The organism is Mesorhizobium sp. M0074 (genome assembly GCF_040322975.1).
GTDB lineage: Bacteria > Pseudomonadota > Alphaproteobacteria > Rhizobiales > Rhizobiaceae > Mesorhizobium.
In genome coordinates, this window is the sequence record NZ_JAMYUM010000004.1 from 125,446 (window position 1) to 150,311 (window position 24,866).

The window sequence follows — 24,866 nt, forward strand, 5'->3', positions numbered from 1 at the left end:
CATCATGCGAGGGAATAGCGTCCGACAGCTCCGATTGGGGGCTGCCGGCAAAGGAGTTCACCTTGGCGTCGACCGCTGAAAAGACCTGGGACGAAGTTGCCCCGGTGAGCGCACGCTCGACCCGATGGGCATTGGCAAGCCTGTCGCTTTCAACGCTGCTGTCGTCGCTCGCCACCAGCATCGCCAGCGTCGGGCTGCCATCGCTGATGCAGGCGTTCGACGCATCGTTCCAGCTCGTGCAATGGGTCGTCCTGGCCTATCTGCTCGCCATCACCACCTTGATCGTCAGCGTCGGGCGGCTCGCCGACATATTCGGCCGCCGACCGCTATTGCTCGGCGGCATTGCCCTGTTCACCTTCGCATCGGTGCTTTGCGGGCTCGCGCCGACGCTCTGGCTGCTGATCGCTGCACGGGCGGCACAGGGGCTCGGCGCGGCCATTATGATGGCTCTGACGCTGGCCTTTGTCGCCGACACGGTTCCCCGGGATAAAACCGGCAGCGCCATGGGCCTGCTCGGCGCCATGTCGGCGATCGGCACCACGCTTGGCCCCTCGCTTGGCGGACTGTTGATCGCCGGCCTCGGCTGGCGCGCGATCTTCCTCATCAATCTGCCGTTGGGGGTGCTGGCCTTTGCGCTTGCCTGGCGCTTCCTGCCGGCCGGAAAAAAGACGCCAGGTCGGCGCGGTTTCGACGGGATCGGCACGGCTTTGCTCGCGCTGACGCTAGCCGCCTATGCGCTCGCCATGACCCTTGGGCGTGGCAGTTTTGGTTCTCTCAATGTCGGCTTGCTGATTGCCGCCACCGTGGCTGGCCTGCTGTTTGTCATTGCGCAGACAAGGGTCCAGAACCCTTTGATCCAGCCTGCGAGGTTCCGCGACCAGGCGTTGAACGCAAGCCTCGCCATGAACCTGATCGTCGCCACGGTGATGATGGCGACGCTGGTGGTCGCACCATTCTATCTGTCGCGCGCGCTTGGGCTAGACGCAGCCATGGTCGGGCTGGTTCTGTCGACCGGCCCTCTGATTACCGCATTGGCGGCGCTGCCGGCCGGACGCCTGGTCGATCGTTTCGGGGCGAACCGGATCATGATCGTCGGCCTGTTCGATCTCGCTATTGGCACCTTTGCTCTGTCGCGGGCGGAATTCGGTATTGCCGGCTATGTCGTACCAATCATCATCGTCTGCACCGGCTACAGCCTGTTTCAGACCTCCAACAATTCGGCCGTGATGACGGGCGTCGCACCCGACCAGCGTGGCGTCGTCTCCGGCCTGCTCAATCTGTCGCGCAATCTCGGCCTGATCACCGGTGCGTCGGTGATGGGCGCGGTGTTCGCCTTCGCATCGGCTGGGGAAGGCACTGGCTTGGCAGTGTTGGCACCTGCGGCAGCGGCACGAGGGATGCAGGTCACTTTCCAGGTGGCGACGGGCCTGGTGCTGATGGCGCTGATCCTTGCGGTATTTTCAGCCCGCGCCACTGCCGGGCGAACAGATATCGTTGCCAAGCATCCTTGAGGATTCCACCCGGTTCGCATGCAACTCCGGCAGCCGGCGCACCTATCTCGCATATCTCTTGGCACCGACAACGCAAAGCACGACGGCGGCGGTGACGGCGATCATGGCGGGACTGACCTGCTCATGCAGCAGCGCTGCCGCCAGCCCCAGGCCGAAGAAGGGCTGCAGCAGTTGCAACTGCCCGACCGCGGCGATGCCGCCTTGCGCCAGGCCGCGATACCAGAACACGAAGCCGATCAGCATGCTGAACAGCGACACATAGGCCAGGCCGATCCACGCGCCCCTGCCGGCACTTTCGAGCGACGGCGGCATGGTGATGAACGTCAGCGCCAGCATGACCGGCAGCGACAGCACCAGCGCCCACGATATTACCTGCCAACCACCGAGCTTGCGCGACAGTGCCGCTCCTTCGGCATAGCCCAATCCGCACATGATGATGGCGGCCAGCATCAAGATGTCGCCGAGCGGCGAGACCGACAGGCCTTGCGTGACTGCAAAACTGGCGACAAGGGCGCTACCGAGGCACGAGAACAGCCAGAACGCCGGCTTCGGGCGATCGCCGCCTCGAACCATGCCGAAGATCGCGGTCGCCAACGGCAACAGGCCGACGAAGATGATGGAGTGAGCCGACGTGACGTGCTTGAGCGCCAGCGCCGTCAGCAGGGGAAAGCCGACCACGACGCCAAGCGCCACGATCGCCAGCGGGAACAGATCTCGCCGCTCCGGGCGCTTCTGACGAAAAACGAGCAGCAGCGCCAGGCCGAGGATGCCCGCCGAAGCCGCACGGGCGACCGTTACGAACACCGGATCGAAATCCATCACCGCCACGCGCGTCGCCGGAAGCGAACCGCTGAAGATCAGCACGCCTATGAACCCGTTGATCCAGCCACTCGCCGCCCAACCACTCGCCGCCCAACTACTCGCCGCCCAACTACTCGCCGCCTTGTCCATCGATGCCCCGCTGATTTCGCCCTCTATCGGGCCGGGCGTCTGGCTCCGCCAGAGACAATCAGGTACAGTTTGACAAAACCGTCATGGTAGGGCGAGCAGTACGGATGGATGAGCAGACGACAACAGATGAGGGCAGCCGGACGCTTGTCGAAAGCGTCATGGCGACGATCAGGCACAGGATCGCCGCGCGCAGCCTGACACCGGGAACGCGGCTGCCTTCGATCCGGGCGTTCGCCAAAGCCATGCAGGTTTCCAAATCCACCGTGGTCGAAGCCTATGAGCGTCTTGCGGCGGAAGGCATGATCCGCTCGCGGCCGGGCTCGGGTTTCTATGCCGCCGGACCGTTGGCTCCGTTGTCGCTGGCCGAGATCGGCCCCAGGCTTGACCGTGCCGTCGACCCGCTCTGGGTCTCGCGCCAATCGCTGGAAGCCGGCGACGGCGTCCTGAAACCGGGTTGCGGCTGGCTGCCGGCAACATGGATGCCCGATGCTGGATTGCGCCGGGCACTGCGGACGACGGCCCGCGCCGACGACGCCGCGCTGACCGACTACGGCACGCCGCTCGGCTTGCCGGCGCTACGCCATCTGCTGGCGCGGCGCATGGCCGAGCACGGCATCGAAGCCTCTCCGGACCAGATCATGCTGACGGAATCGGGCACTCAGGCGATCGACCTGCTGTGCCGGTTCCTGCTCGAACCGGGTGACACGGTGTTGGTCGACGATCCCTGCTACTTCAACTTCCATGCCCTGTTGCGCGCCCATCGGGCCAAGGTGATCAGCGTCCCCTACACGCGCTCGGGTCCGGACATCGAGCTGTTCGCGCAGGCACTGAACGAGCATCGGCCGCGCCTCTACATCACCAATTCGGCGCTCCACAATCCGACCGGCGCTATATTGTCCCCGGTCGTTGCCCATCGGCTGCTGAAGCTCGCCGACCAGTCGGGGCTGACGATCATCGAGGACGATATCTTCGCCGATTTCGAACACACGCCGGCGCCCAGGCTGGCGGCCTTCGACGGCCTCAGCCGGGTCATTCATATCGGAAGCTTTTCCAAGACGTTGTCGGCATCGGTGCGCTGCGGCTTCATCGCCGCTCCTCGCGACTGGATGGAAGGATTGACCGATCTCAAGATCGCCACATCGTTTGGCAGCGGTCGGCTTGCATCCGAACTGGTACTGACGCTGCTGAAGGACGGCCTCTATCGCAAGCACGTCGATCTGCTGCGCGCGCGGCTCTCGCGCGCCATGGAAGAAACCGGCACCCGCCTCAGGGCGATCGGCATCGTGCCATGGATAGATCAGCCGGCCGGCATGTTTCTATGGTGCAGGCTGCCGGAGGGGATAGATGCCGCGGATGTCGCCCGCCATGCCCTGTCGGCCAACGTCGTGCTTGCGCCCGGCAATGCGTTCAGCCTGTCCCGGTCGGCCAGCCGTTTCATGCGCTTCAACGTCGCGCAGTCCGGAGATGACCGGATTTTCAGGGCGCTTGAACAGGCGATGTCGCGTTGATTGCCCTGCCGCAAAACTGAGGCTGAACTCTCAGGTGCCGGCCCGCTTGCGGCGTGCGTAAAGCATGACGAGCGTCTCGGCGGTCAGCGCCGGCCTCTGCTCGCCTTCGATCTCGACCGTATTGGCGGCCTTCATCAGATACTGCCCCGGACCTTTGTCTTCCATCGACAACAGCGTGGTGCGCAGCCTGATTCGCGAGCCGACTCTGACCGGTGCCACGAAACGCACTTTGTCAAAACCGTAGTTGAACGCGGCCTGCGTGTTTTCGGGTACGATCCCCATCTCGAGCGCCAGCGCGCCGATGATCGACAGGGTCAGATAGCCATGCGCGATCGTGGTGCGGAACGGGCTTTGCCGCTTCGCCCGCTCGGGATCGACATGGATCCATTGATGATCGCCCGTGCATTCGGCAAACTGGTCGATGCGGTGCTGATCGACCAGCGTCCAGTCCGAGACGCCTAATTCCTGCCCGGCCATCGCCCTGAGTTGCTCGAAGGTCGGCGGCGTCCTCGGCCGTATCTGCGTCATTCCTGCTTTCCCGATCGCTTGCCTGTTCCGGACCACGACGGGCCGCCCCTGTCAATTCGCCAGTGCGATTCCAGCCCATAATCTTCGGCCGCGAACCGCCAGTCTTCGCCGCCGGCAAGCGTGCTGCTGGGGAACAGCTTATTTCTTGTCGTGGCCGGCGCGGATCTCCTCCATCGCCTCCTTGATGCGGCTGCGCAGGATTTCGATCGATTCGGTGCCGGACGCCCTCGCCAGTTCGGCCATCTCGCCGGCATTCTTCAGCGCGGTCTCGAAGGATTTTCTGGCGAACGCCGCCTGCTTCTGCATCATTTCCTGCGGATTGCCGGGCGCTCTGTAGCTTTGTGCCATGTCGGTGATTTCGCGCAGCGTGTCCTGCAGCATCTCGCGTTGCCTTGACAACAGCGCCGAGGCTCCAGCGGCGCTCGCCCGTGCCGACTTCTCCAGCGCTTCCAGGTTCTTGGCGTGGTGGGCGAGGATCGCCTCGACGTCGACATTCGGCAGCTTCAGGTCGCGGCCGAACTTGCCGAACATGTCGATGAAGGACTCGGACTCCGGTCGTTTTGCCATGCTGGTTCTCTCCCCTTGTTGCCGTGAGCCCCGCCACTGCACGGAAGATAGTGCAGCGAAGCTCAGCGGTCCATTCGGACGAGTCAGCCGACAAGAAACAGCCGTTCGGCAGTGTAGAGCACGAGCCCGGCAAGGCCACCGATGATCATGCCGTTGAAGCGGATATATTGCAGGTCCTTGCCGATGTTCATTTCGATAAGCTTTGTCAGTTGCGCGAGGTCCCAGCGCTTGACCTGGTCGGCGATGAACTTCGACACGCCGCTCTTCTGGCTTTCGACGAAGGACGCCAGCGCCACGATGAACCCCTGGTTCATGTCGGCCCTGATCTGCGCGTCGTCGGCAAGATGGCGGCCGACCTCGACGAACATGGTGGCGAGATGGTCGCGGATCATCGAATTCGGCGCCTTGGCGTCCTGTTCGATGAACAGCCGCAGGCTGTCCCACATATCGCCGGCCAGCGCGCTGAGCTCTGGCCGGGCAAGGAAATCGCGCTTCAGCTTTTCGGCGCGCCTGGCATATTGTTTGGATGTCCTCAACCGCTTGACGAAGGTTTCGACGAAAAGGTCGAATTCGGCTCGCATCGGATGGTGCGGATCGGCCCGCACCTCATCGAGCAGCGAGCCGGCCGACGCAATGATCTTCTTCAACAGATAGGCGTCGGCGCGAAACAGGTTGAACAGCGACGGCAGTTCCTCGCGGATCTTCTCGCGCATCGTCGCCAGCGCCTGCTCGTCGCTCAGGAAGCGGCCGACCACCTTGGTGAACTCGTCGAATAATTTCTGGTGGCGGCGATCGTCAGTCAGCGCCGACAGCAGCTCGGCGGCGAGCGGCGCCAGCGGCACCTTTTCGATCTGCTCCAGCATACGGCTGGTGACGAAGCCGCGCAGTCCGGATTGCTCGACCGCCGCCAGCGTCTGCGGCACCAGCCGGCCGACGAAGCGCGACAAATCGGCGGCGCGGTTCGGGTCGGCCAGCCAGTCCGCGACCAGCGCGGAAAAGTCGACCTCGGCGAGCTTTTCTCGCACCGGTTCCGGCGCCAGGAAATTCACCTCGATGAAGCGGCCGAGATTGTCGGCGATGCGATTCTGGTTTTCCGGGATGATGGCCGTATGCGGGATCGGCAGGCCAAGTGGCCGCCGAAACAGCGCCACCACCGCATACCAGTCCGCCAGCCCGCCGATCGTCGCCGCCTCGGCGAAAGCGGCGACGAAGCCCAACCATGCATGCCGGCTCTCGAGCGATTTCGCCACCGCGAAGATCAGCACGCAAAACGCGAGTGCTGCGGCGGCGACGAACTTGGTGCGCCTGAGCGCCAAAAGCTTGGCGTCGGCATCGGCGTCGAACCGGACGGACGCGACGGATGCAAATGCCGGGGCTGGTCGTGACATGATGGGCCGCTCCTGATCGTGTATGCGAACTTATCTAGTGTCGCCTGCCCCAGAAAGCGCGCCGCTGGTTCCGGTGCGCGCAATCGTGCACGCAAACTTGACGCCGGAATTCATCTATTGTGCAGCGCCAGTCTGGAATTGTTCCAAACTATAGGCCATATTGACGCCAACCACTGTTATGTGAGGACACAATGCGGCTTACCCGTCAGACCAACTACGCCATGCGCATTCTGATGTATTGCGCCGCCAACACCGAGCGGTTGAGCCGCATCCCCGAGATCGCCGCCGCCTATTCGGTATCGGAACTTTTCCTGTTCAAGATCCTGCAGCCGCTGGTCGAAAACGGCCTGATCGAAACGGTGCGCGGCAGGAATGGCGGCGTCAGGCTCGGCCGCGCGGCCGAATCAATCAGCCTGTTCGATGTCGTGCGGGTGACGGAGGAAAGCTTTGCCATGGCCGAGTGCTTCGAGAACGACGCCGCCGAATGTCCGCTGGTCGACAGCTGCGCGCTGAATTCGGCATTGCGCGAAGCGCTCAACGCCTTCTTCGCCGTGCTGTCGCGCTACACGATCGCCGATCTGGTGGCGGCGCGCCCGAATGTGCGGCACCTGCTCGGCATCGACATGCTGGTGCAAAGGGCGCCGGCCGCCTGATTTTTGGCTAATGTGGAGCTTAGCCCAGAACTGGTCACACGTCGGTTTTGGAGGGCATTCGGAAATGACGTCATCAAGGCCAGCAGTCCAAGCTCCATAGTTTTCTGGCTTTCCCTTGTGCAAAACAATGGAAAATCCCTGAAATAGTTGTACATTTCGGTTTGGAGATGGGAGCATCAAAAGGTTATAAACGTCCTAGCGGTGTAAGTCTGCGTTGTTGTAATCGCTCTGACGTTCAACGCAGGTGCGGGCCGCAGTCCTATCAGGCATAAATTTGTCCTCCATTAAAAGCGACGCGCTGAAAAGCTCAGTGAAGAAGAGAGCGCCTAGCCCTGTAACGACGCGCCAGACTGCCGGCCCTGGGTTTACCTTTGAGGACCTTTCATCTGGATGGTTGGCGACTAAGATCCTGACCGGCGAAAAATTGCCGGGGATCGGAGTCGGGGGTACAAAAATCCAGTCGCAGACCGACGCATTACACTGGCAGATCGACGACTTATTGGTGACGGCTGAAGTCGGCGGCAGCCACCTTGCCCTCTCCTGCAAGAGCAACATGCAGGTATCGGCCAACGGTCTACCGGCCGACTTCGTTCAGCGCGCCTGGAAGCAATGGCGAGACTCCCACGGTCCGATGCAGCAAACGACCGATGTGTTGGCGCTCGTGACGCGTGGGCGGCACGCGGCATTCACAGCGCTATGGAGCGATATCGTTAGTTGGTGTTCGGGTGACGACCCGGCTCTCGCTATCGCGCGCATTCGAAAAACGCAAAAGCACACGCGCATTTTTGAGAGCATCCAAGCGCCAGGCGGCTCCAGCATAGCAACGGACTCCGAAACCGTCGATCTGATCCGGCATCTCGCCGTCATCCCGCTCGACTTTCAGCTCGATCAATCATCCTCGGTTGAGGAAGCAATCGCCAGATGCCGGACGCTCTTGCAGACCGGCCACCGAAACGAGGCACAATCGGTCTGGACCGATCTGGTGCAAATGGCTACCGACACGCGAGTCGGCTCCGGTACGCTGACGCTTTGCACGGTTTGGGAAAACCTCCGCGTCAAATACCGCCTCAAGGATCAGCCGAGCTTCGAGGGGTCATGGAACGCTCTCCGAGCGTTAACCTTGGATTACAAAGCGCGGATCGAGACCGCGCTTCCTTCAGGCTTGGTCATCGACCGCAAAGACGACAAGGCCAAGCTTGCGGCGCTTCTGCGAAATCAGCCGATCGTGGCAGTGTTTGGCGAGTCCGGTACCGGGAAATCGGCGCTCGTCAAAATGACACTCGACGAGTTGTTTCCTGCCGAGAATCAAGTGTGGCTTGGCGCGGAGCAGATCGATTTTGCGACCAGCGAGATAAATCGATCCCGGCTCCAACTGGCGTACCCTCTGCACAATGTCCTTCAGGGGAGTTCGAGGCCTGCCAATGTGCTCGTGATTGATGCGGCAGAAAAGCTCGATACCGACGCACTTTCTCGAACCAAACTGCTCATTCAGCGCCTGGCGCAGCCCACTGGTTCGGCAAGCAGCCTGCCGTGGCGCGTTGTAATCCTCAGTCAAACCGAAGGGTGGCGCGACCGGCTCCAGCCGTTGATCGGCCAAGCCGTGCACGATCATCTCGCCGTGGAGACCATCAGTGTCGAGGATGTAAGAACCGCGTTGCGCGCGAGCGGCGACCTGCGTTGGCTGGCTAATCGGGATGAAACAGTGGCGGCCCTCACCAACCTACGAATCTTGGGTTGGGTCGTCCAGGCATCGGCCGTGTTTCAGGCGGGAAGCCCGGAACTGACGTCACCTGCGGCAATTGCGGATCGTATCTGGGCATTTTGGACGCAAGGGCAACCGGCCTCCCAAAACTTGCTTATTCGGCTGGCGGAACGTGAAGCGCAGTTCGTGCGAAGCTTCGCGCTAAGCGAGTTGGACGCGACAGACGCAATAATCTTCCAGAACAGGCCAGCGCACCTGCCGCTCCGGAAGAACGCGCGCAACCGGATTGAGTTCGAGCACGATCTTGCGGCGGATTGGGTCCGGTTCCAACGGCTCAAGGAAATTTCGCATGATGTCGATCGGTGGGCCGTTTTGGCCAATAATCCGCTGTGGGGCGGGGCATTGCGCCTTTTCGGTCAATTCCTTCTGCGCGAGCCCGCCGGCACCGTAAGTGAATGGGATGAGGTGCTCTCGGTCTTGGAGGCGAAGGGAGCCACGTCCGCTGCTGACATAATGCTGGATGCACTGTGCCTTGATCCGCAAGCTGCCCGATTTTTGAATGCCCGTGCTGAACTGTTGTTCTCGAACGGTGGTGGAAGGCTAAATCGCCTGCTTCGCCGGTTCCTTCACATCGCCACGTTACCCAGTGCACCGGAGGCACTACAAAACGTCGATCGTGCCCTCGCACTCTATATGGAAGATAGGTATCGAACCCCAATCATTGGGCTTTGGCCCGCGATGGCGAATTTTCTTTACGCGCACCTGGCGCAAGTTGCGGAACTCGTCTCCCCAACTGTGGCCGACGTCTGTGCGGCGTGGCTGACGACAACCCCGTTGCGGCTGCACGCCGATATGCCCCTGCCGTTTCGTGAGGAGTTTGCCGAGATTGCATTGGCGACGGCGCGGGCGCTCCAGGTCGATCAGGGCAAAGATGTAATCTACGTCGGCGATGGTGAGCGCCCAATCTACGCGGCGGCGTTTTCCGGTGGATGGGATCTCCCTGACGACGTGGCCACATGGGCGCTGGAAATGGCCCAACGGCGTCCTCAGGCCGCGGCGGTTGCGAAAAAGATCGCTGACGCCAAAGCAAAGACGGCAGCAGACCATGCGAAGCGTATGAAGTCCGATCCAGAGTATCGGAATCATCAGAAAAAATTGGCCCAGCGGCGATCCATTGGCCCGGTGAGCTTCCTCAGTCCACGAAAGCTGCCGCCTTGGCCACTGGGCCCGAAAGGCCGCGTCGAGAGTGACTTCCGCCATGTCGCCCTTCATACGGCGGCGCTGACGCCTCTGATGAACCTGCGTCCCGAATTGGCCGACGAGATCATGCTTGCCGCTATCATTGAAGGGAACCCAAGAGAGGAAGAATCTGACAGCTTGCATTTCGACAGGGTCGGCCTGGAATACGACGCCGAAAGCTATCCCACCGCCTTCTGGAAAAGCCAGTTCCTCACCTTCCTGCAAATCAACCCTGACATTGCGCTGACAACTCTCATCCGCCTGGTGAATTTCGCCGCTGAAAGATGGGGGCATCCCAAGAAGCGCAGCAGTTGGAAACCGCGCCAGACCACACTGATGATGCGCGATGGTAGGAAGAAGTCCTATCTCGGCGATTGGATGGTTTTTGACTGGACCCAGCAAGAATCCAACTCGGCCGGACACCTTCACTGTGCATTGAACGGTTTGGAACGGTGGCTGACCTTGCAGTTGGACCAGGGAGCAGACATTGACCGCTATCTGGAGCGGCTTCTGAACGAAGGGAATTCGCTCGCCTTCATCGGCCTGCTAGTGAACATCGCCAAGTACCGGTCTGTCCTGCTTTCGGGCGTGCTCATGCCTGTGCTCAGCAGCGAGAGCGTGTTCTGGCTCGATGCGGGCCGGGTCAAGAACAGCCGATTCAACGCATACGCGTGGTGCCGCACAGGAGAAGCCATTTTCAACGCAGCACGGGATTGGGCGGTAGCGCCTTATCGACAACGGAATTTACTTGAATGCGTCAGTGCGCTCATACCTCGGGACGCTGGCGTTGCCGCCTTCCTCAAAGCAGCGATGTCCAATTGGAAAAGACCCGAAGCGCCCAAGGAAGCCATTGAATTCAGCATCCTTTGCGCGCAGCTTGATGAAGCAAACTATCGGGTCAATCACGACCCGCATACCGGCAAAGAAACGGTCGAGTTCGATTGCCCCGAAGCGGTCAAAGTCGAGGCTGTTGCTTTCCAGCGGGCAAGCGTTCCAAAGCTACAAAATCTCATGCTCGCGTATCGGTGCGAGCAGGTTCTTCAACAGCGCGACGAGCTGGCAGATCGAGACGCTGAGATCCTGATGGGCGTGTTGACCGCCGCGTCGACCGAGGACGATTCTGACGATAAGGGCCGCCAAGCGCTCAACAGGTTGGCGGCCGCGGCGACACTTGTTGTCTGTGCTTGCGCGTGGCTTTCGGCTCGGCCCAATGCGGAGGAAGCGGCCAAATCCGAACTCCGAGCCGCCGTCGATGGCGTTGCAAACGATTTCGAGTCACTAGGTCGGCGGCGTATCAGGTTCGACGAACCTCTGAAGTTCGCGGCCTATGGAATCTTTCATCTGTGGCGCCGTGGCGGCAGCGAAGAAACACGATGGGAGCAGGCCCTGCTTTGCATTCTGACCAGCGGCGATGGGCATGCCGCCGGCGTGCTGGGTTTCCTTGCCTACGACCACCGAACAGTGCTTGGTGAGCGGTGGTGGCGCCTGCTGCAACTCGGCACCCTCTGGTCAGCCTTGTCGATGTTCGGACCGGACTATGATGACCCGCCCGACATCGCCGTGCGCTGGCAACGCTGGCTACAATGGCTGCGCGCCCGGCGGCTATCCGGCGCACCATGCGATGAATCCGCCCTTGATCCGCTCCACACGTGGCAACGTCTTACACGACTTGAACGAGCGCGCTGGCGTCGCCAAATGGCCGCCGAGGACAAAGCCTGGCTTCGCGCGTCGGAGCATGAAACGACTTCGCACGGTCTCGATACGAGTTTCTTGGGCAGCTTCTACGGCTGGTTGCTCGCCGACGAGTCGCGTCCGGAAGGAGCAGAGCTCGCAATCGGCCGCACGGCGATCTTGTCGCTCTGGGTCTATGAGGCGGCCTTTTGTTCGGAGCATCGCGACGAGCGCGGCGAGTATCGCCTGCCGGAAAAGTTTGGGTACGACATCATCGGCAAGCTTGCTTTCTACGCCGCGCATGTTCCGGCGGAACGTGCGCCGGAGATTTGGCGCGGGGTTCTGGGCCTCGGTCCCGCTGCGCATCACCTCATCGAGCATTTCGTCGGCGCTTGGTTTATCGAACTGAGCCGCAGCTGCGATGCGGTTGCGTTTTGCGCGCGCTGGCGCGACATGATCGAATTCGCCTTAAGCGCCGGCTGGGCTAAGGGCGGCCATTGGTTCGATGAACAACGGCTATTGCTGCGTTTGCTCGGATTTGGGTCGGAGGCGTTCCTGACCAATCTGCCGGATGCCGCACAGACAGTGCTTGGCATGCGCGAACTCTACCAGCGCTGGGCGGAAGCCAACTTGCAGATCGATGAGGAGAACGTGACCGGATTCGCCTATTTTCTCGCTTCGAAGCCTGGCGCGGGACTGCGGATCGATGGCGTCAAATGGCTGTCCGCATCGTTCGCCGGCGCGAGCCGCGAACAATATTGGCCGGATCGCAGAGGTACGGGAGACGCGCTCGTCAATCTTCTCGACGTAACACTCCAACAGAACGCATTGATATTGAGACGGGATCAGTCGGCTCGGGATGCGCTAGTGGCACTAGCGTCGTATCTTGTGGCTAGGCAAATTCCCACGGCGCTGGCGCTTCAGGAGCGCATCAAGCGCTTAAGGTGACTAACCTATTGACTGTGACATGAACCGCTTTACGCCGCCGACTGCGGCAATACGAACGGCATGTTTGCCGCCGGCAACACACCGACCTTCAGCCGGCAATCGAAGACCTTTTCGATCAGCTCGTCGCTGAGCACCTGTTGCGGCGAACCTGTAGCGGCGAGCCTGCCGCGATGCATGACGAAAATCCGGTCGGCATACATCGCCGTCAAATTGAGGTCGTGCAGGATGGCGACCACGCCGCCGCCGCGTCTGGCGAAATCGCGGGCGATGTCCATGATGATCAGCTGGTGCTTGATATCGAGGCTGGACACCGGCTCGTCGAGGAACAGATAGCGCGGCTTGCCGTCAAGCACCGGCGCCCAGACCTGGCACAGAACGCGGGCAAGCTGCACGCGCTGCTGCTCGCCGCCGGACAGCTCCTGGTAGAAGCGGCCGGCAAAACCGTCGAGGTCGACGCGAGCCAGCGCCCGTTCGGGCAGGCGCTGGTCCTCGCCGGGCAACGCGCCGGAGCGCCCGCCGACCAGGCCTAGCCTGACGATCTCACGCACGGTGAACGGGAAGGACAGCGTCGTCGCCTGCGGCAGCACCGCACGGACCGTCGCCGCCTCGACCGGCTTCATCGCGGATAGATTGCGGCCGTTGACGGTGACCTCTCCCGAATAGCCAAGATCGCCGGACAGTGCTCGGAGGAAGGTCGTCTTGCCCGAACCGTTGGGGCCGACGATGGCCGCGACTTCGCCCGGCCGCGCCTCGAAATCGACGTTGGCGACGATGCGCTTGCCGCCGATCGCCACCGAGACATCGCGCGCTTCGATCATAGGCAAACTTTCACAGGTCGATGACGCCGCGCTTGCGCAGCAGGATCCACAGGAAGAACGGCGCACCGGCGACAGCGGTGACGATGCCGATCGGCAATTCGGCCGGGGCGACGATGGTGCGGGCGACGGCGTCGGCCAAAAGCAGCAGCGCCGCACCAAGCAGGGCCGATGCCGGCAGCAGGTAACGGTTATCGGAGCCGATCAGCAGACGCAGCAGATGCGGCACGACGATGCCGACGAAACCGATGCCGCCGCTGACGGCGACCGACGCGCCGACCGCTGCCGAGACGCCGACAATCGCGGTGTATTTCAGCCGCTGAACCGGAATGCCGAGATGGCCGGCCGTGGCCTCGCCGAGCGCCAGCGCGTTGAGGCCGCGCGCCAGGAACGGCATTGCCGCCAGCGCCAGCACGATGACAGGCCCGACCGAGCTGATCTTCTGCCAGGTTGCGCCGCCTAGCGAGCCGAGCTGCCAAAAGGTCAGGTCGCGCAATTGCCGGTCGTCGGCCATGAAGATCAGGATGCCGGTCAGCGCCATGGCGAGCGCGGCGAGCGCGATGCCGGCGAGCAGCATGGTGGCGACCGAGGTCCGGCCTTGCCGTGTCGCGACCTGATAGAGCAGCAATGTCGTCGCCAACCCGCCGCAGAACGCAGCCAGCGGCAAAGCCATCGTGCCGAGCGCCGTAGTCAGCGGCGCCAGCATGGTCGAGCCAAGCACGATGACGGCGACCGCACCGAGGCTCGATCCCGCCGAAACGCCGATCAGGCCGGGGTCGGCCAGCGGATTGCGGAACAACCCCTGCATGACGGCACCGGAGACGGCAAGCGATGCGCCGACCAGTACGCCCAGAATGACGCGCGGCAGACGGATGTCATGGATGATCAGGCGGTCGCGGGCGCTCAATGCCGCGTCGCCGGGCAACGCGCCGAACAGCCAGTCATGCATGACGCCGATGGCCGAGGCATCGGATGCGCCGGAGGTCAGAGACAATAGCGCGGCGATAGCCAGCCCGACGCAGAGCAGCACGACGACGAGGCGGGCGCGCCGCGAACGGTCACCCTCGGCTGCCGTCGTCATGATGCCCGCCGCACCGGCGATCGAATGATCGGCCATCGCGCTCAATCCGTGACCTGGCCGCCATAGAGCGAGACGGCGAGATCGTGGATGGCGTCGGCCGTGCGCGGGCCGAAGCCGAGCAGATAGCCGCCGTCCATGCGGATCAGCTTGCGGGCGGCACCCGCCGGCGTCGAAGCCACGGCAGGGTTCGAAAACAATTCGTCATCCGCGGTGGCCGGTCCGGCATTGTTCATCATCAGGATCACGTCGGGCCTGGCGGTGATGACTGCCTCGTCCGACAATTGCTTGTAGCCGGCAAAGCCGTCGACGGCGTTGATGCCGCCCGAAAGCTTGATGATGCCGTCGGCGGCGGTGTCGCTGCCGGCGGCAAGCAGCTTGCCGCCCTGCATCGACAGCACGAACAGGACGCGCTTGCGATCCTTGATCGAGGCGGTCTGCTTTTCGGCTGCCTTCAGCCTGGCGTCTATCTGGGCCGCCAGCGCATCGGCCATGGCCTCGGTGCCGAGCGCCTTGCCGACGATGTGGATCTTTTCGAGAATGCCTTGATTATCATAGCGCTCGGGCACCTCGACGAACGGGATGCTTGATTTCTTCAAGACGTCGACGGCTTCCTTCGGTCCGCTGCCGTGCAGGGCCAATATGCCCGACGGATTGACCGACAGCACACCCTCCGGCGACAGCTGGCGCATGTAGCCGACATCAGGCAGTTCCGCCGCCGCTTGCGGATAGCGGCTGGTCGAATCGCGCGCGACAAGACGATCCTGTTCACCGAGCGCGTAGACGATCTCGGTGATCGAGCCGCCGATGGCAACGATCCTCGAGCGGTCGGCGAAAGTCGCGATGCCCTCGGCGGCTTGAGCCGGCATCAGCGCGGCGAACGCCAGAAAAACAGCCGCCGCAGGACCAGGCGCCGACCTGGAGACCGATGCCAGCCTGGAAAAAAGAACCATCGTCGTTTTCCTCAGGCTGCGGTCGGGCTTGGGATACGCGGCAGGTTTTCGGCCAGAAAGCGCCAGTCTTCGCGCTCGCTTTCGCCTTCATGCCGCTTACCGAAGAACTGGATGATCATCTTGCCGTCGGCGCCATAGACTTCGAGCGACGTGACATAGCCGTCCTTGGTCGGCTTGCGCACGGCCCAGACCTCATCGATGTGGTCGGTCCGCAGGTGCAGATGGAAGGTCTGGTCGAGCACGTTGAGCCATGGTCCCATCGGCTTGATCGAGGCGACCGGGCCGGAATGGATCTGGATGCAGCCGCGATTGCCGACAAAGCACATGATCGGCATGGCGCCAGCAGCGGCGTGGTTGAACATGGCGTTCACCGCATCCTTGTCGACCAGCCAGGCGTAGTCCTGGCCGACCATTCGCACCGCCTGTCGGCGGCTGATCTTCAGTGTCTTCAGCATGCCGAAGAACTGGTGCACGTCGGTCAGCTGGCTCCAGCGGTCGCGCAGATCGTCGACGCTCGCCGGGTTGTCCGCAGTCTCGGTCTCGTCAGCCGTGCCCGCTGAAATCGCCACCGTCGGCTCTTGGTTCGGCGATTCCAGCCCGGCCACCAGTTTCTGATAGGCGTAGAGGTTGGAGGCTGGCCTGAGATGCACCTTGTGTACCGCCTCGCCTGCGGTGTCGAAGAACTGCAGGCTGCGGCGGATGTCGGCGCCATCGCGCTTTTCCACGGCAAAGCCGTGCGCCCAGACTTTTGGGAAAATACGCAGGTCGATATTTTCGCCGAGCACCATGGCATTGTGATTACCGGTGACGACCTTGTCGTAGACGCCGATCTTCTCGTGCACCGCGCTTTCGTTGCGGGTCAGCGCCATCACCTCACCGACAGCTTCGAGGCCAGTCAAAAGGTCGTTGACACGCGGCTCGACGCGCACGACGCCGTCGCCGCAATGCGCGGCGACCAGTTCGGCCTCCGAAATACCGAGCTGGGCGGCGAGGTCGCGCTCGCGCATTTTCGGATTGTCTGCCCGTGCCCGCCGGATCTCGTGCGGGGCGGGTTTTACGCGCTGGTCCATTTCTACCACCTACTTGTTGAGGATGAGCTTGCCCTGCCGGGTGATCTTCAGCCGGTACAGCGCACCGTGGTGCTCGATGCCGATCTCGTGCTCGCCCTGGAACAGCGTGTTGCTGGACAGCGTTCTCACTGCCGATTGGACCCTGTCGAAACGGGCGGAATTTTCGTCGGAACGGCGGACGCGATAGCGAAAGTCGCTGGGATTGTGCGTGTTCATGGGTTCGATCCCTTTCCTGTGCCTGGCATCTGGCTCGGCGCCTGCGTGAAATGCCGATTCAATTCTTGACTCGAATGATCATGTTATCTAGCAGTGCAATACCGGAGTAAATGAGTCAACATTTAAGACGCCGGACACGATGAAAAATGCCAGCGAGCCCCAAGCCAGCCAGCATCGAACATGGATTCTTGGAGCTGCAGCATGGGGTTGGCGAATTGGGGACGGCTGGCGGGCAGCGGCCTGACACATTGTTCTATGACAAGCAAAATGGCCGCGTTGCTGGCCGGCGCGGCGGCGATCCCGCTGCTCGCCACACCGGCCGGCGCCCAGCAGGCCGCCCAACCGGCAGCCGACCAGCAGCAGACTGACCCGTCTCAACAGCCCGAAAAGGTAAAGCCGGCCCCGGCGGGTACCACACTGCTCGACAAGATCCTGATCCTCAGCCGTACCGGCGAGACGGCGATCGAGTCGCTTGCTTCAGCCAGCCATGTCGACGAGGAACAGCTCGAGCGCCGCATGGCGACGACGCCCAACGAAATGCTGTTCGGTGTGCCGGGTGTCGCCGTCCAGGCCGACGCAAGGCGTGTCAGTTCCAGCATCAACATCCGCGGCCTGCAGGATTTCGGCCGCGTCTCCGTCATCGTCGACGGCGCCCGCCAGAATTTCCAGCGCTCGGATCACGGTACGCAATCGACCTTCTACATCGATCCCGAATTGATCAAATCCGTCGATGTGATCCGCGGCCCGGTCGCCAACACCTATGGCTCCGGGGCGATCGGCGGCGTCGTATTTTTCGACACCAAGGATGCGCAGGATTTCCTCAAGCCGGACGAGACCTGGGCGGTATCCGCAACTGGGCGCTACGAAACCAACGGCAAAGGCTGGACCACCAGCGCCACCGGCGCCTATCGGATCAACGAGAACTGGGACGTGCTCGGCAATATCGTCTACCGCGACTATGACGACTACAAGCATGGCGGCGGCGACACTGTAGCGGGCACCGGCTTCGACGTCTTGAGCGGCCTCCTCAAGACGACCATCCGCCCCAGCGAAAACAGCGAGCTGAAGCTGGGCTGGATCGGCTCGAACGACGGATGGACCGAGACCAGCGGCAGCGCGCCGGTGAACGACGCCGACCTGAAGGCGAATACCTTCACGGCCCGCTACAACATCACCGACGAAGACAAGAGCTGGCTCGACCTCCACATCAACGCGTCCTACAACAAGACCAAGCTCGATCTGACGGCCCTTGTCGCGCAAAACCGGTTTGATCCGGTCACCGGTCTGCCCGTGGTTTTGCCGGCGGGTTCGAAATCGACGTTCGACATCGGCACCTCCGGCATCGACATTTGGAACACGTCGAGATTCGAGACCGTTGGAATCGCGCATGAGCTGACCTATGGCGGCGACTGGGTTGGCGACGATGTCGAGACAGGCGGCACGGCGGGCGGCGACAGCTTCTATACGCCCTCGGGCAACAGGAACGTCTCCGGCGCTTACGTTCAGGACAAGCTCACCTGGGACTGGCTCGAGGTCATCGCCGGGCTGCGTTACGACAGCTACAAGCTCGACAGTGATGTCGGCGAAACCTCTGGCGACCGGCTGTCGCCACGCATCACAGTGGGCATTTCGCCCTTCGAAACCGCCAGCCTTTCCGGCCTGCAATTCTACGGCACCTATGCGGAAGGCTACCGTTCTCCGTCGCTGTCGGAGACCCTGATCAGCGGCAATCATCCGGCCGGCGTCAGCTTCCCGTTCCTCCCCAATCCCGATCTCAAGCCTGAAACCGGCAAGACCGTGGAATTCGGCGTCAATTACAGTACCAACGGCGTCATTGAGGCCGACGACGCGCTGCGGCTGAAGGCGGCCTATTTCAACAACAATGTCGACGATTACATCGACGGCGTGACGCTCTCGCCGTTCGACCCGACCAGCGGCTGCCCGTTCGGTCCGGGCATACCGATCTGCTTCCAGTATCAGAATTTCGCCAAGGCCAGGATCCACGGCTTCGAGATGGAGGGCGTCTATGATGCCGCCTGGGGCTTTGCCGGGCTTTCGGCGTCGTTCACCGATGGCCACACGATTTCCTATGAAGGCGAACGGGCAGACCTTGTCACCGTCCCCTCCTCCCAGATCACCGGGCAACTCGGCTTTCGCTTCCTCGAGGACAGGCTGACCATCGGCGGCGAGGTGCAGTACAACGGCAAGCCGCAGGGCAACCCGGTGGCCAAGGACTATACACTGGTCAATGCCTTCGCCAGCTACCAGGCGACCGACAATTTCAAGGTCGATTTCCGCGCCGACAATCTGTTCGACGTCAAATACGCCAACCCGCTGAACGCATCGACGACGAGCGTCGTCTACGAGCCCGGCGTCACCCTGAAGCTGGCGGCGACGATGAGGTTTGGAGGCTGACGACAATGACAGGCATGACGGCATCCCTTCGTCTGTTCGCCGCGGTGCTGGCAATATTGCTTGCGGCGGCTCCGGCATGGACACAGCAGCAAGCACCGGCGCTGATCCTCGAGCTCAATGGCGCGCAGCCTTCCGACAAGGGCTGCCGCCTTACCTTCGTGGTCACCAACAATCTCGGCGCCGGTCTTTCCAAGGCGGCGTTCGAGATCGCGCTGTTCAACGGGGCCGGCGTTGTCGACCGGCTGACGGTACTCGATTTCAAGGAGCTGCCGGCAGGCAAGACCAAGGTGACGCGTTTCGATCTTGCCGGCACGGATTGCGGCAAGGTCAGCCGCGTGTTGATCAACAGCGCCACGGAATGCGCCGGCGCCGAGCCGAATGCCTGCATGCGCGGGCTGAAGACGCAGACCAGGACCGGCATCGCCTTCGGGGTCTGAATTTTGGGACCGGAACCCGCATTCGCACGAAACCCCGTCGCGTGGCCATTGGCCGGTTTCCTGCCGCCGGAACCGGACGATCCGGATTTCGCCATCCCGCGCGGGGCGCTGCGTGTTTCGCCGCGCGACAGGCCGGAAGACAGTTACATCGCCGATGCCGACGGCGACTTGACTGCGGTACCTATGGAGCCATTGCGGCAGGCACGACAGACGCGGCGGCGCCGCAACTGGACGGTGGCGATCGCCTGCTCTTGCGCATTCCACGTGGCGGTGGCGCTGGCCTTCCTCACGCTGCCGGACGACCGGCCAAGCATCGAAGGTGCCGACCAGCAAGGCGAAATGCTGCTCGGCGCCGACCCGCAGCAGGCGGCCGGCGATGTCGGAGACGATCCGGAAGTGGCCAACGTGACGATGGTGACCATGCTCGACGCCAAGCCGGTCGAAACGGTCGAGGCGCAGGCGGCCGCGGCAGAGGAGACGCTCCAGCCGGTCACCGATGCGGCGGAGACATCGGACAAAGAAGTGGTTGAGCCGGTCAACGAGGCCGCCATGGAAACCGCTGCCGTTGCCGACCGGACTGAGCCTGCGCAACCTGTCCAGCCGGCGCGCCAGGACCCATCGCCCGACGTTCTTGCGACCGACAGGCTGGTGCCTGCCGACGACAATGCCGTGCCGCCGCCAGTCAGCGCGGCCGAAACGGCCGAGCCTGCCGAGACAAGCGCACCGGCACCAGCCGACCCGGCGCCGGCCGAAACGGTTGAGACGGCCGAGACCGTCGTCGCGGCGGAAGAACCGAGGCCGAACAAGCCTGAGCCCAGGCAGCCGAAGAAGGCAACCGCAAAGAGCAAGCCGGCCAGGAAGGTCGAACCAAACGAGCCTGAAAAGCCGGCCCTGCGCAAGAAGGCGGGCAAGGCTGCGGCCAAAGCCGACACCAAGAAGAAAAAAGCCGGCTCCGGCGGCCGTGACGAAACGGATGTCGCGCGCGGCATGGCCGACGCCAGGAAGGACGGCAAGATCCTGACCGCCAGCAGGGGCGGCAAATCAGGCATCGGCAATGCAGCCGTCACGAACTATCCCGGCAAGATCAGGTCAAAACTGGTGCGGGCCTTCAATTCGACACGCACGCGCGCCACCGGCACAGCTACGGTTGCCTTTACCGTCGGCTCGAACGGCAGCGTCCGGTCGGCCAGGCTGACGGGCAGTTCGGGTGTTGCCGCGCTGGACAAGGCCGCACTCGACGCAGTCCGCCGGGCTTCTCCCTTTCCCCCTATTCCAGACGGAGCCGGTCGCTCGGCCTGGCAGTTCGAAGTGCCGCTCGGTATCAGATAGCTATCGCTCTCATCAGGCATCAAAGTCGGCGCCGCCCCGGGGAGAAGGGGCGTGGACGCAACGCTGGCGACCCCTCTCCCCGTTCTTCACAGCGAGAGGGTAAGGGTGAGGGACAGCGCAACCCCAAGCGATTTGCCCTGCCCGCGACACGCGAGCCCTGGCGAAACCCTCAGGCCGCGGCCAGCAGGCTGGCATTGCCGCCCGCCGCCGTGGTGTCGACGCAGACTGCGCGCTCGTGGGCGTAGGCGGCCGGATAATAGACTTCGCTGATCAGCGGCACGATCGGGCCGGCGCGCTCGGCGATGACCTTGCGCACGATGCGCGCGGCCTCGGGCGTGCCGGAAAAGGCCACGACATCGACCCGCAGCGAGCGCGCTTCGACCGGGTCCGGCCGGCCGTCGATCGCCGCCAGCGGCAGGCCCTTGCCGGTCAATGATGAAAGTGCCGCCGGCGCGCCGGGTGCGACGGCGAGCACGGCATTGCCGGCGGCCAGCGCCTGGATCGTCTGCGCAAGCAGCGTATCCGCGTCGGGACCGAGGCACAGCACGCGCCCGCGCGGCGACAGCGACAGCGTGTTGGCCTCGCCGGTCGGCCCGGGCAGGTCGACCTGGCCGAAATCGATGCCGGCGGCAGTGCCGATAGCCGCGGCACCCTTGCCGCGCAGATGTTTCCTCAGGATGGCGACGCGATCCGGCCGCGTCGACCAGCCGCCAAAGGCCGGGTCCGGCAGATTGTCGGCGAGCTCGGTCGCCGTCACCTTGCGGCCTTCGGCAAGATGGGTGCCGGCTTCCGGCCCCTTGCGGAAGCGCCGGAGATAATGTGGGCCACCGGCCTTCGGCCCGGTGCCGGAAAGGCCCTCGCCGCCGAACGGCTGCGCGCCGACGACGGCGCCGATCTGGTTGCGGTTGACGTAGATGTTGCCGGCATGGATGCCATCGACGAAATGCTGGGCGCGGCCTTCGATGCGGGTGTGCAGGCCAAAGGTCAGGCCATAGCCTTTGCGGTTGATCGCAGCGATCACCGCATCGATCTCGTCGGCATCGAAGGTGGCGACATGCAGCACCGGCCCGAACACCTCGCGCTCCAACTCCTCGATGCCCTTGACCCGAAAGACGTGCGGCGCAACGAAGCGGCCGTCCTTCGGCGCTTCGAGCTTGGCGATCAGCCGGCCCTGCAGGCCCATTTTGGTGCAATAGTCACGGATCGACGCTTGCGCCTCGTCATCGATGACCGGGCCGACATCGGTCGATATCCGCCACGGGTCGCCGAGGCTGAGCGCTTCCATCGCGCCTTTCAGCATCTCAAGCATCTTCTTCTCGACGTCCTTCTGCACGTAGAGAATGCGCAATGCCGAGCAGCGCTGGCCGGCGCTCTGGAAAGCGGAGGCGAGGATGTCGCGCACCGCCTGTTCGGGAAGTGCGGTGGAATCGACGATCATGGCGTTGAGGCCGCCGGTCTCGGCAATCAGCATGGCGTCAGGCGCGGCGGTGTCGGCGAGCTGCTTTTCGATTAGCTTGGCGACCTCGGTCGAGCCGGTGAAGCAGACGCCGGCAATGCGCGGATCGGCGGTCAGCGGGCCGCCGACCGTGGGGCCGTCGCCGGGCAGAAGCTGGATGATGTCTTCCGGCACGCCGGCCTCGCGCAGCAGCTGGACAGCGCGGAAGGCGATCAGCGGCGTCTGTTCGGCTGGCTTGGCGATCACCGAATTGCCGGTGACGAGTGCCGCTGCAATCTGGCCGGTGAAGATGGCGAGCGGAAAATTCCACGGCGAGATGCAGGCGATGGCGCCGCGCGCCTCGGTGCCCGCCTCGGCATTGGCGGCCTCGGCCGCATAGTAGCGCAGGAAATCGACCGCCTCGCGCACCTCGGCAACGCCGTCGGCGAGCGACTTGCCGGCTTCGCGGGCGGCGAGCGCAAAGAACTCGACGGCGTTCGCCTCGTAGAGATCGGCCGCCCGGTTGAGGATGGCAGCGCGCTCGGCGACCGGGCGTCTTGCCCATGCCGGTTGTGCCTCGACGGCGATGCGCACGGCGGTCTCGACCTGCTTGGCGCCGGCCTCGCTGACCGTGCCGACCACTTCCGAAGGTTTCGCAGGATTGACCACCGGACGCTGCTTGCCGTAGCCGGCGGCGCGGCTGACCGGCTTGGCGTGCCAGCGGTCCGGCCCGGCGAACTCGGCCCTGGCCTTGTCGATCGCCGCCAGCGTCGGCGTGTCGGTGATATCGAAGCCCTTGGAATTGCGCCGGCCGGGGCCAAAGATCGCCGACGGCGGCACGATCGCCGGATTGGCCGCGGGGCCTTGTTTCTCCACCGTGTCGAGCGGGTCGCGAGCAATATCCTCCGGCTCGACTTCCTCGTCGGTGAGCTGGTGGACAAAGGAGGAATTGGCGCCGTTCTCGAGCAGCCGGCGGACCAGATAGGCGAGCAGGTCGGAATGAGCGCCGACTGGCGCATAGATGCGGCAGCGCGTGCCTTCGGCCTTGCGCACCGTCTCGTGCAGTGCTTCGCCCATGCCGTGCAGCCGCTGGAACTCGAATGTATCGCGCTCCGTCGTCATCGACAGGATGGCGGCGACGGTGTGGGCGTTGTGGGTGGCGAATTGCGGATAGATGCGGTCGGTCATCGACAAAAGCTTCTTCGCGCAGGCCAGGTAGGAGACGTCGGTGTTGGCTTTGCGGGTAAAAACCGGATAGCCGTCGAGCCCGAGCGTCTGAGCCCGCTTGATCTCGGTGTCCCAATAGGCGCCCTTGACCAGCCGCACCATGATGGTGCGATCGTATTTCTTCGCCAGCGCATAGAGCCAGTCGACGGTGAAGGCCGCGCGCGGACCGTAGGCCTGGACGACGACGCCAAAGCCGTTCCAGCCGGCAAGCTCCGGCTCGGCCAGTACCCGTTCGATGACGTCGAGCGACAGGTCGAGCCGGTCGGCCTCCTCGGCGTCGATGTTGAGGCCCATGCGCGAATGGCGCGCCGCCAGCGCCAGCGACCAAAGCCGCTCGGCCATGACGGGCAGCATCTTTTCCTTCTGCGTCACTTCATAGCGCGGATGCAGCGCCGACAGTTTTACCGAAATGCCGTGGTTCTGGCGGATGTCGGGGCCGTTGGCGCCGGCATCGAGCGAAGAGATCGCATCGGCATATGCCTTGAGGTAGCGCAGCGCATCGGCCTCGGTGCGGGCCGCCTCGCCCAGCATGTCGAAAGAATAGAGATAGCCCTTCTGCGTCATCGGCCGGCCGCGCTTGACCGCCTCGGCGATCGTGCGGCCAAGCACGAACTGCTCGCCCATCTCGCGCATGGCCGCCGCGACCGCCTTGCGGATGACCGGCTCGCCGAGCCGGCGCACCATGGCGCGCAGCGTGCCTTCGATGCCGCCCTCGCCTTCGTCGAGCACGCGGCCGGTCAGCATCAGCGCCCAGGTCGATGCATTGATGAAGATCGAGCTCGAGCCGCCCGAATGCGCCGACCAGTCGTGCGGCGCGATCTTGTCGGCGATGAGGTCGTCCATCGTCTCGGTGTCGGGCACGCGCAGCAGCGCCTCGGCCAGGCACATCAGCGCCACGCCCTCCTTGGTCGAGAGGCCATAGGCGGACAGGAAGACCTCCATCAGCCGCGGATCGGACGAGCCGCGCACCGCCCGCACTAGATCGGCGGCACGGGCCGAAATCGCCTTGCGGTCTTGCGCGGACAGCCCGGCCGCCTCGGCCAGCCGCTTCACCGCCTGGTCTTCGTCGGGCAAATAATTAGCACGGATCTGCTGGCGGATGGTGTCGAGCGCTGGCATGGCGGTCCTGTAGAGCGAGCATAAGGGAGCGGGCCGGCGGTCACCGGACCGAACGGCGCAAGCTAACATAAGTAGGGATTGCAGTCGGTCCAAAGAAGTCGACAGA

At 63.4% G+C, this 24,866-nt stretch carries 17 protein-coding genes; 7 read left to right on the forward strand and 10 right to left on the reverse strand.

Features of this window, described 5'->3' with window-relative positions; all coding sequences use genetic code 11:
• Nucleotides 1-62: 62 nt before the first annotated feature.
• Nucleotides 63-1,511, forward strand: coding sequence for an MFS transporter (locus tag NKJ73_RS07540; protein WP_502894569.1), 1,449 nt, complete (start codon nucleotides 63-65; stop codon nucleotides 1,509-1,511).
• Nucleotides 1,512-1,553: 42 nt separating this feature from the next.
• Here NKJ73_RS07540 and NKJ73_RS07545 read toward each other — a convergent pair whose 3' ends face one another.
• The gene (locus NKJ73_RS07545; protein WP_352568890.1) at nucleotides 1,554-2,462 is read right to left on the reverse strand and encodes a DMT family transporter; all 909 of its coding nucleotides are present in this window, start codon (nucleotides 2,460-2,462) and stop codon (nucleotides 1,554-1,556) included.
• A gap of 104 nt (nucleotides 2,463-2,566) precedes the next feature.
• Between NKJ73_RS07545 and NKJ73_RS07550 the strand changes: the two genes are divergently transcribed.
• The gene (locus tag NKJ73_RS07550; RefSeq protein ID WP_352568891.1) at nucleotides 2,567-3,970 is read left to right on the forward strand and encodes an aminotransferase-like domain-containing protein; all 1,404 of its coding nucleotides are present in this window, start codon (nucleotides 2,567-2,569) and stop codon (nucleotides 3,968-3,970) included.
• A gap of 30 nt (nucleotides 3,971-4,000) precedes the next feature.
• Here the strand turns inward: NKJ73_RS07550 and NKJ73_RS07555 are convergent, their stop codons facing one another.
• The 3 genes from NKJ73_RS07555 to NKJ73_RS07565 all read right to left on the reverse strand — a co-directional run bounded on the left by NKJ73_RS07555 (nucleotide 4,001) and on the right by NKJ73_RS07565 (nucleotide 6,453).
• Entirely contained in the window at nucleotides 4,001-4,498 is a 498-nt protein-coding gene (locus NKJ73_RS07555; RefSeq protein WP_292664992.1) for a MaoC family dehydratase, read from the reverse strand.
• Nucleotides 4,499-4,636: 138 nt separating this feature from the next.
• Nucleotides 4,637-5,065 (reverse strand): phasin family protein, encoded by a 429-nt coding sequence (locus NKJ73_RS07560; protein WP_352454553.1) that lies wholly within the window; start codon nucleotides 5,063-5,065, stop codon nucleotides 4,637-4,639.
• 83 nt (nucleotides 5,066-5,148) lie between these two features.
• Nucleotides 5,149-6,453, reverse strand: a complete 1,305-nt coding sequence (locus tag NKJ73_RS07565; protein ID WP_352568892.1) for a DUF445 domain-containing protein — start codon at nucleotides 6,451-6,453, stop codon at nucleotides 5,149-5,151.
• 191 nt (nucleotides 6,454-6,644) lie between these two features.
• On the opposite strand from NKJ73_RS07565, the gene rirA reads away from it, so the two are divergent.
• Nucleotides 6,645-7,106, forward strand: coding sequence for an iron-responsive transcriptional regulator RirA (gene rirA / locus NKJ73_RS07570; RefSeq protein WP_023676431.1), 462 nt, complete (start codon nucleotides 6,645-6,647; stop codon nucleotides 7,104-7,106).
• Nucleotides 7,107-7,500: 394 nt separating this feature from the next.
• Nucleotides 7,501-12,666 (forward strand): ATP-binding protein, encoded by a 5,166-nt coding sequence (locus tag NKJ73_RS07575; RefSeq protein WP_352568893.1) that lies wholly within the window; start codon nucleotides 7,501-7,503, stop codon nucleotides 12,664-12,666.
• A 29-nt stretch (nucleotides 12,667-12,695) separates the two neighbouring features.
• Here the strand turns inward: NKJ73_RS07575 and NKJ73_RS07580 are convergent, their stop codons facing one another.
• The 5 genes from NKJ73_RS07580 to hemP are packed head-to-tail and all read right to left on the reverse strand — an operon-like array spanning nucleotide 12,696 to nucleotide 16,798.
• Nucleotides 12,696-13,484, reverse strand: a complete 789-nt coding sequence (locus NKJ73_RS07580) for a heme ABC transporter ATP-binding protein (protein WP_352568894.1) — start codon at nucleotides 13,482-13,484, stop codon at nucleotides 12,696-12,698.
• A 10-nt stretch (nucleotides 13,485-13,494) separates the two neighbouring features.
• A complete protein-coding gene (locus NKJ73_RS07585) occupies nucleotides 13,495-14,598 on the reverse strand; it encodes a FecCD family ABC transporter permease (protein WP_352568895.1) in 1,104 nt (367 codons plus the stop codon).
• A 5-nt stretch (nucleotides 14,599-14,603) separates the two neighbouring features.
• Nucleotides 14,604-15,512 (reverse strand): heme/hemin ABC transporter substrate-binding protein, encoded by a 909-nt coding sequence (locus tag NKJ73_RS07590; RefSeq protein ID WP_352568897.1) that lies wholly within the window; start codon nucleotides 15,510-15,512, stop codon nucleotides 14,604-14,606.
• A gap of 11 nt (nucleotides 15,513-15,523) precedes the next feature.
• A complete protein-coding gene (locus NKJ73_RS07595; RefSeq protein ID WP_352568898.1) occupies nucleotides 15,524-16,582 on the reverse strand; it encodes a hemin-degrading factor in 1,059 nt (352 codons plus the stop codon).
• A 9-nt stretch (nucleotides 16,583-16,591) separates the two neighbouring features.
• Nucleotides 16,592-16,798 carry a hemin uptake protein HemP gene (gene hemP, locus NKJ73_RS07600; protein ID WP_352568899.1) on the reverse strand — a complete coding sequence of 69 codons (207 nt, stop codon included), beginning with the start codon at nucleotides 16,796-16,798 and terminating at the stop codon, nucleotides 16,592-16,594.
• Nucleotides 16,799-16,999: 201 nt separating this feature from the next.
• Between hemP and NKJ73_RS07605 the strand changes: the two genes are divergently transcribed.
• The 3 genes from NKJ73_RS07605 to NKJ73_RS07615 are packed head-to-tail and all read left to right on the forward strand — an operon-like array spanning nucleotide 17,000 to nucleotide 20,979.
• A complete protein-coding gene (locus tag NKJ73_RS07605; RefSeq protein ID WP_502905366.1) occupies nucleotides 17,000-19,213 on the forward strand; it encodes a TonB-dependent hemoglobin/transferrin/lactoferrin family receptor in 2,214 nt (737 codons plus the stop codon).
• A 5-nt stretch (nucleotides 19,214-19,218) separates the two neighbouring features.
• Nucleotides 19,219-19,650 (forward strand): hypothetical protein, encoded by a 432-nt coding sequence (locus NKJ73_RS07610; RefSeq protein ID WP_352568901.1) that lies wholly within the window; start codon nucleotides 19,219-19,221, stop codon nucleotides 19,648-19,650.
• Between the two features lie 48 nt (nucleotides 19,651-19,698).
• Nucleotides 19,699-20,979 (forward strand): energy transducer TonB family protein, encoded by a 1,281-nt coding sequence (locus NKJ73_RS07615; RefSeq protein WP_352568902.1) that lies wholly within the window; start codon nucleotides 19,699-19,701, stop codon nucleotides 20,977-20,979.
• Between the two features lie 169 nt (nucleotides 20,980-21,148).
• Here the strand turns inward: NKJ73_RS07615 and putA are convergent, their stop codons facing one another.
• Nucleotides 21,149-24,760: a bifunctional proline dehydrogenase/L-glutamate gamma-semialdehyde dehydrogenase PutA gene (gene putA / locus NKJ73_RS07620; protein WP_352568903.1), complete on the reverse strand. Its 3,612-nt coding sequence runs from the start codon at nucleotides 24,758-24,760 to the stop codon at nucleotides 21,149-21,151.
• Between the last annotated feature and the right edge of the window lie 106 nt (nucleotides 24,761-24,866).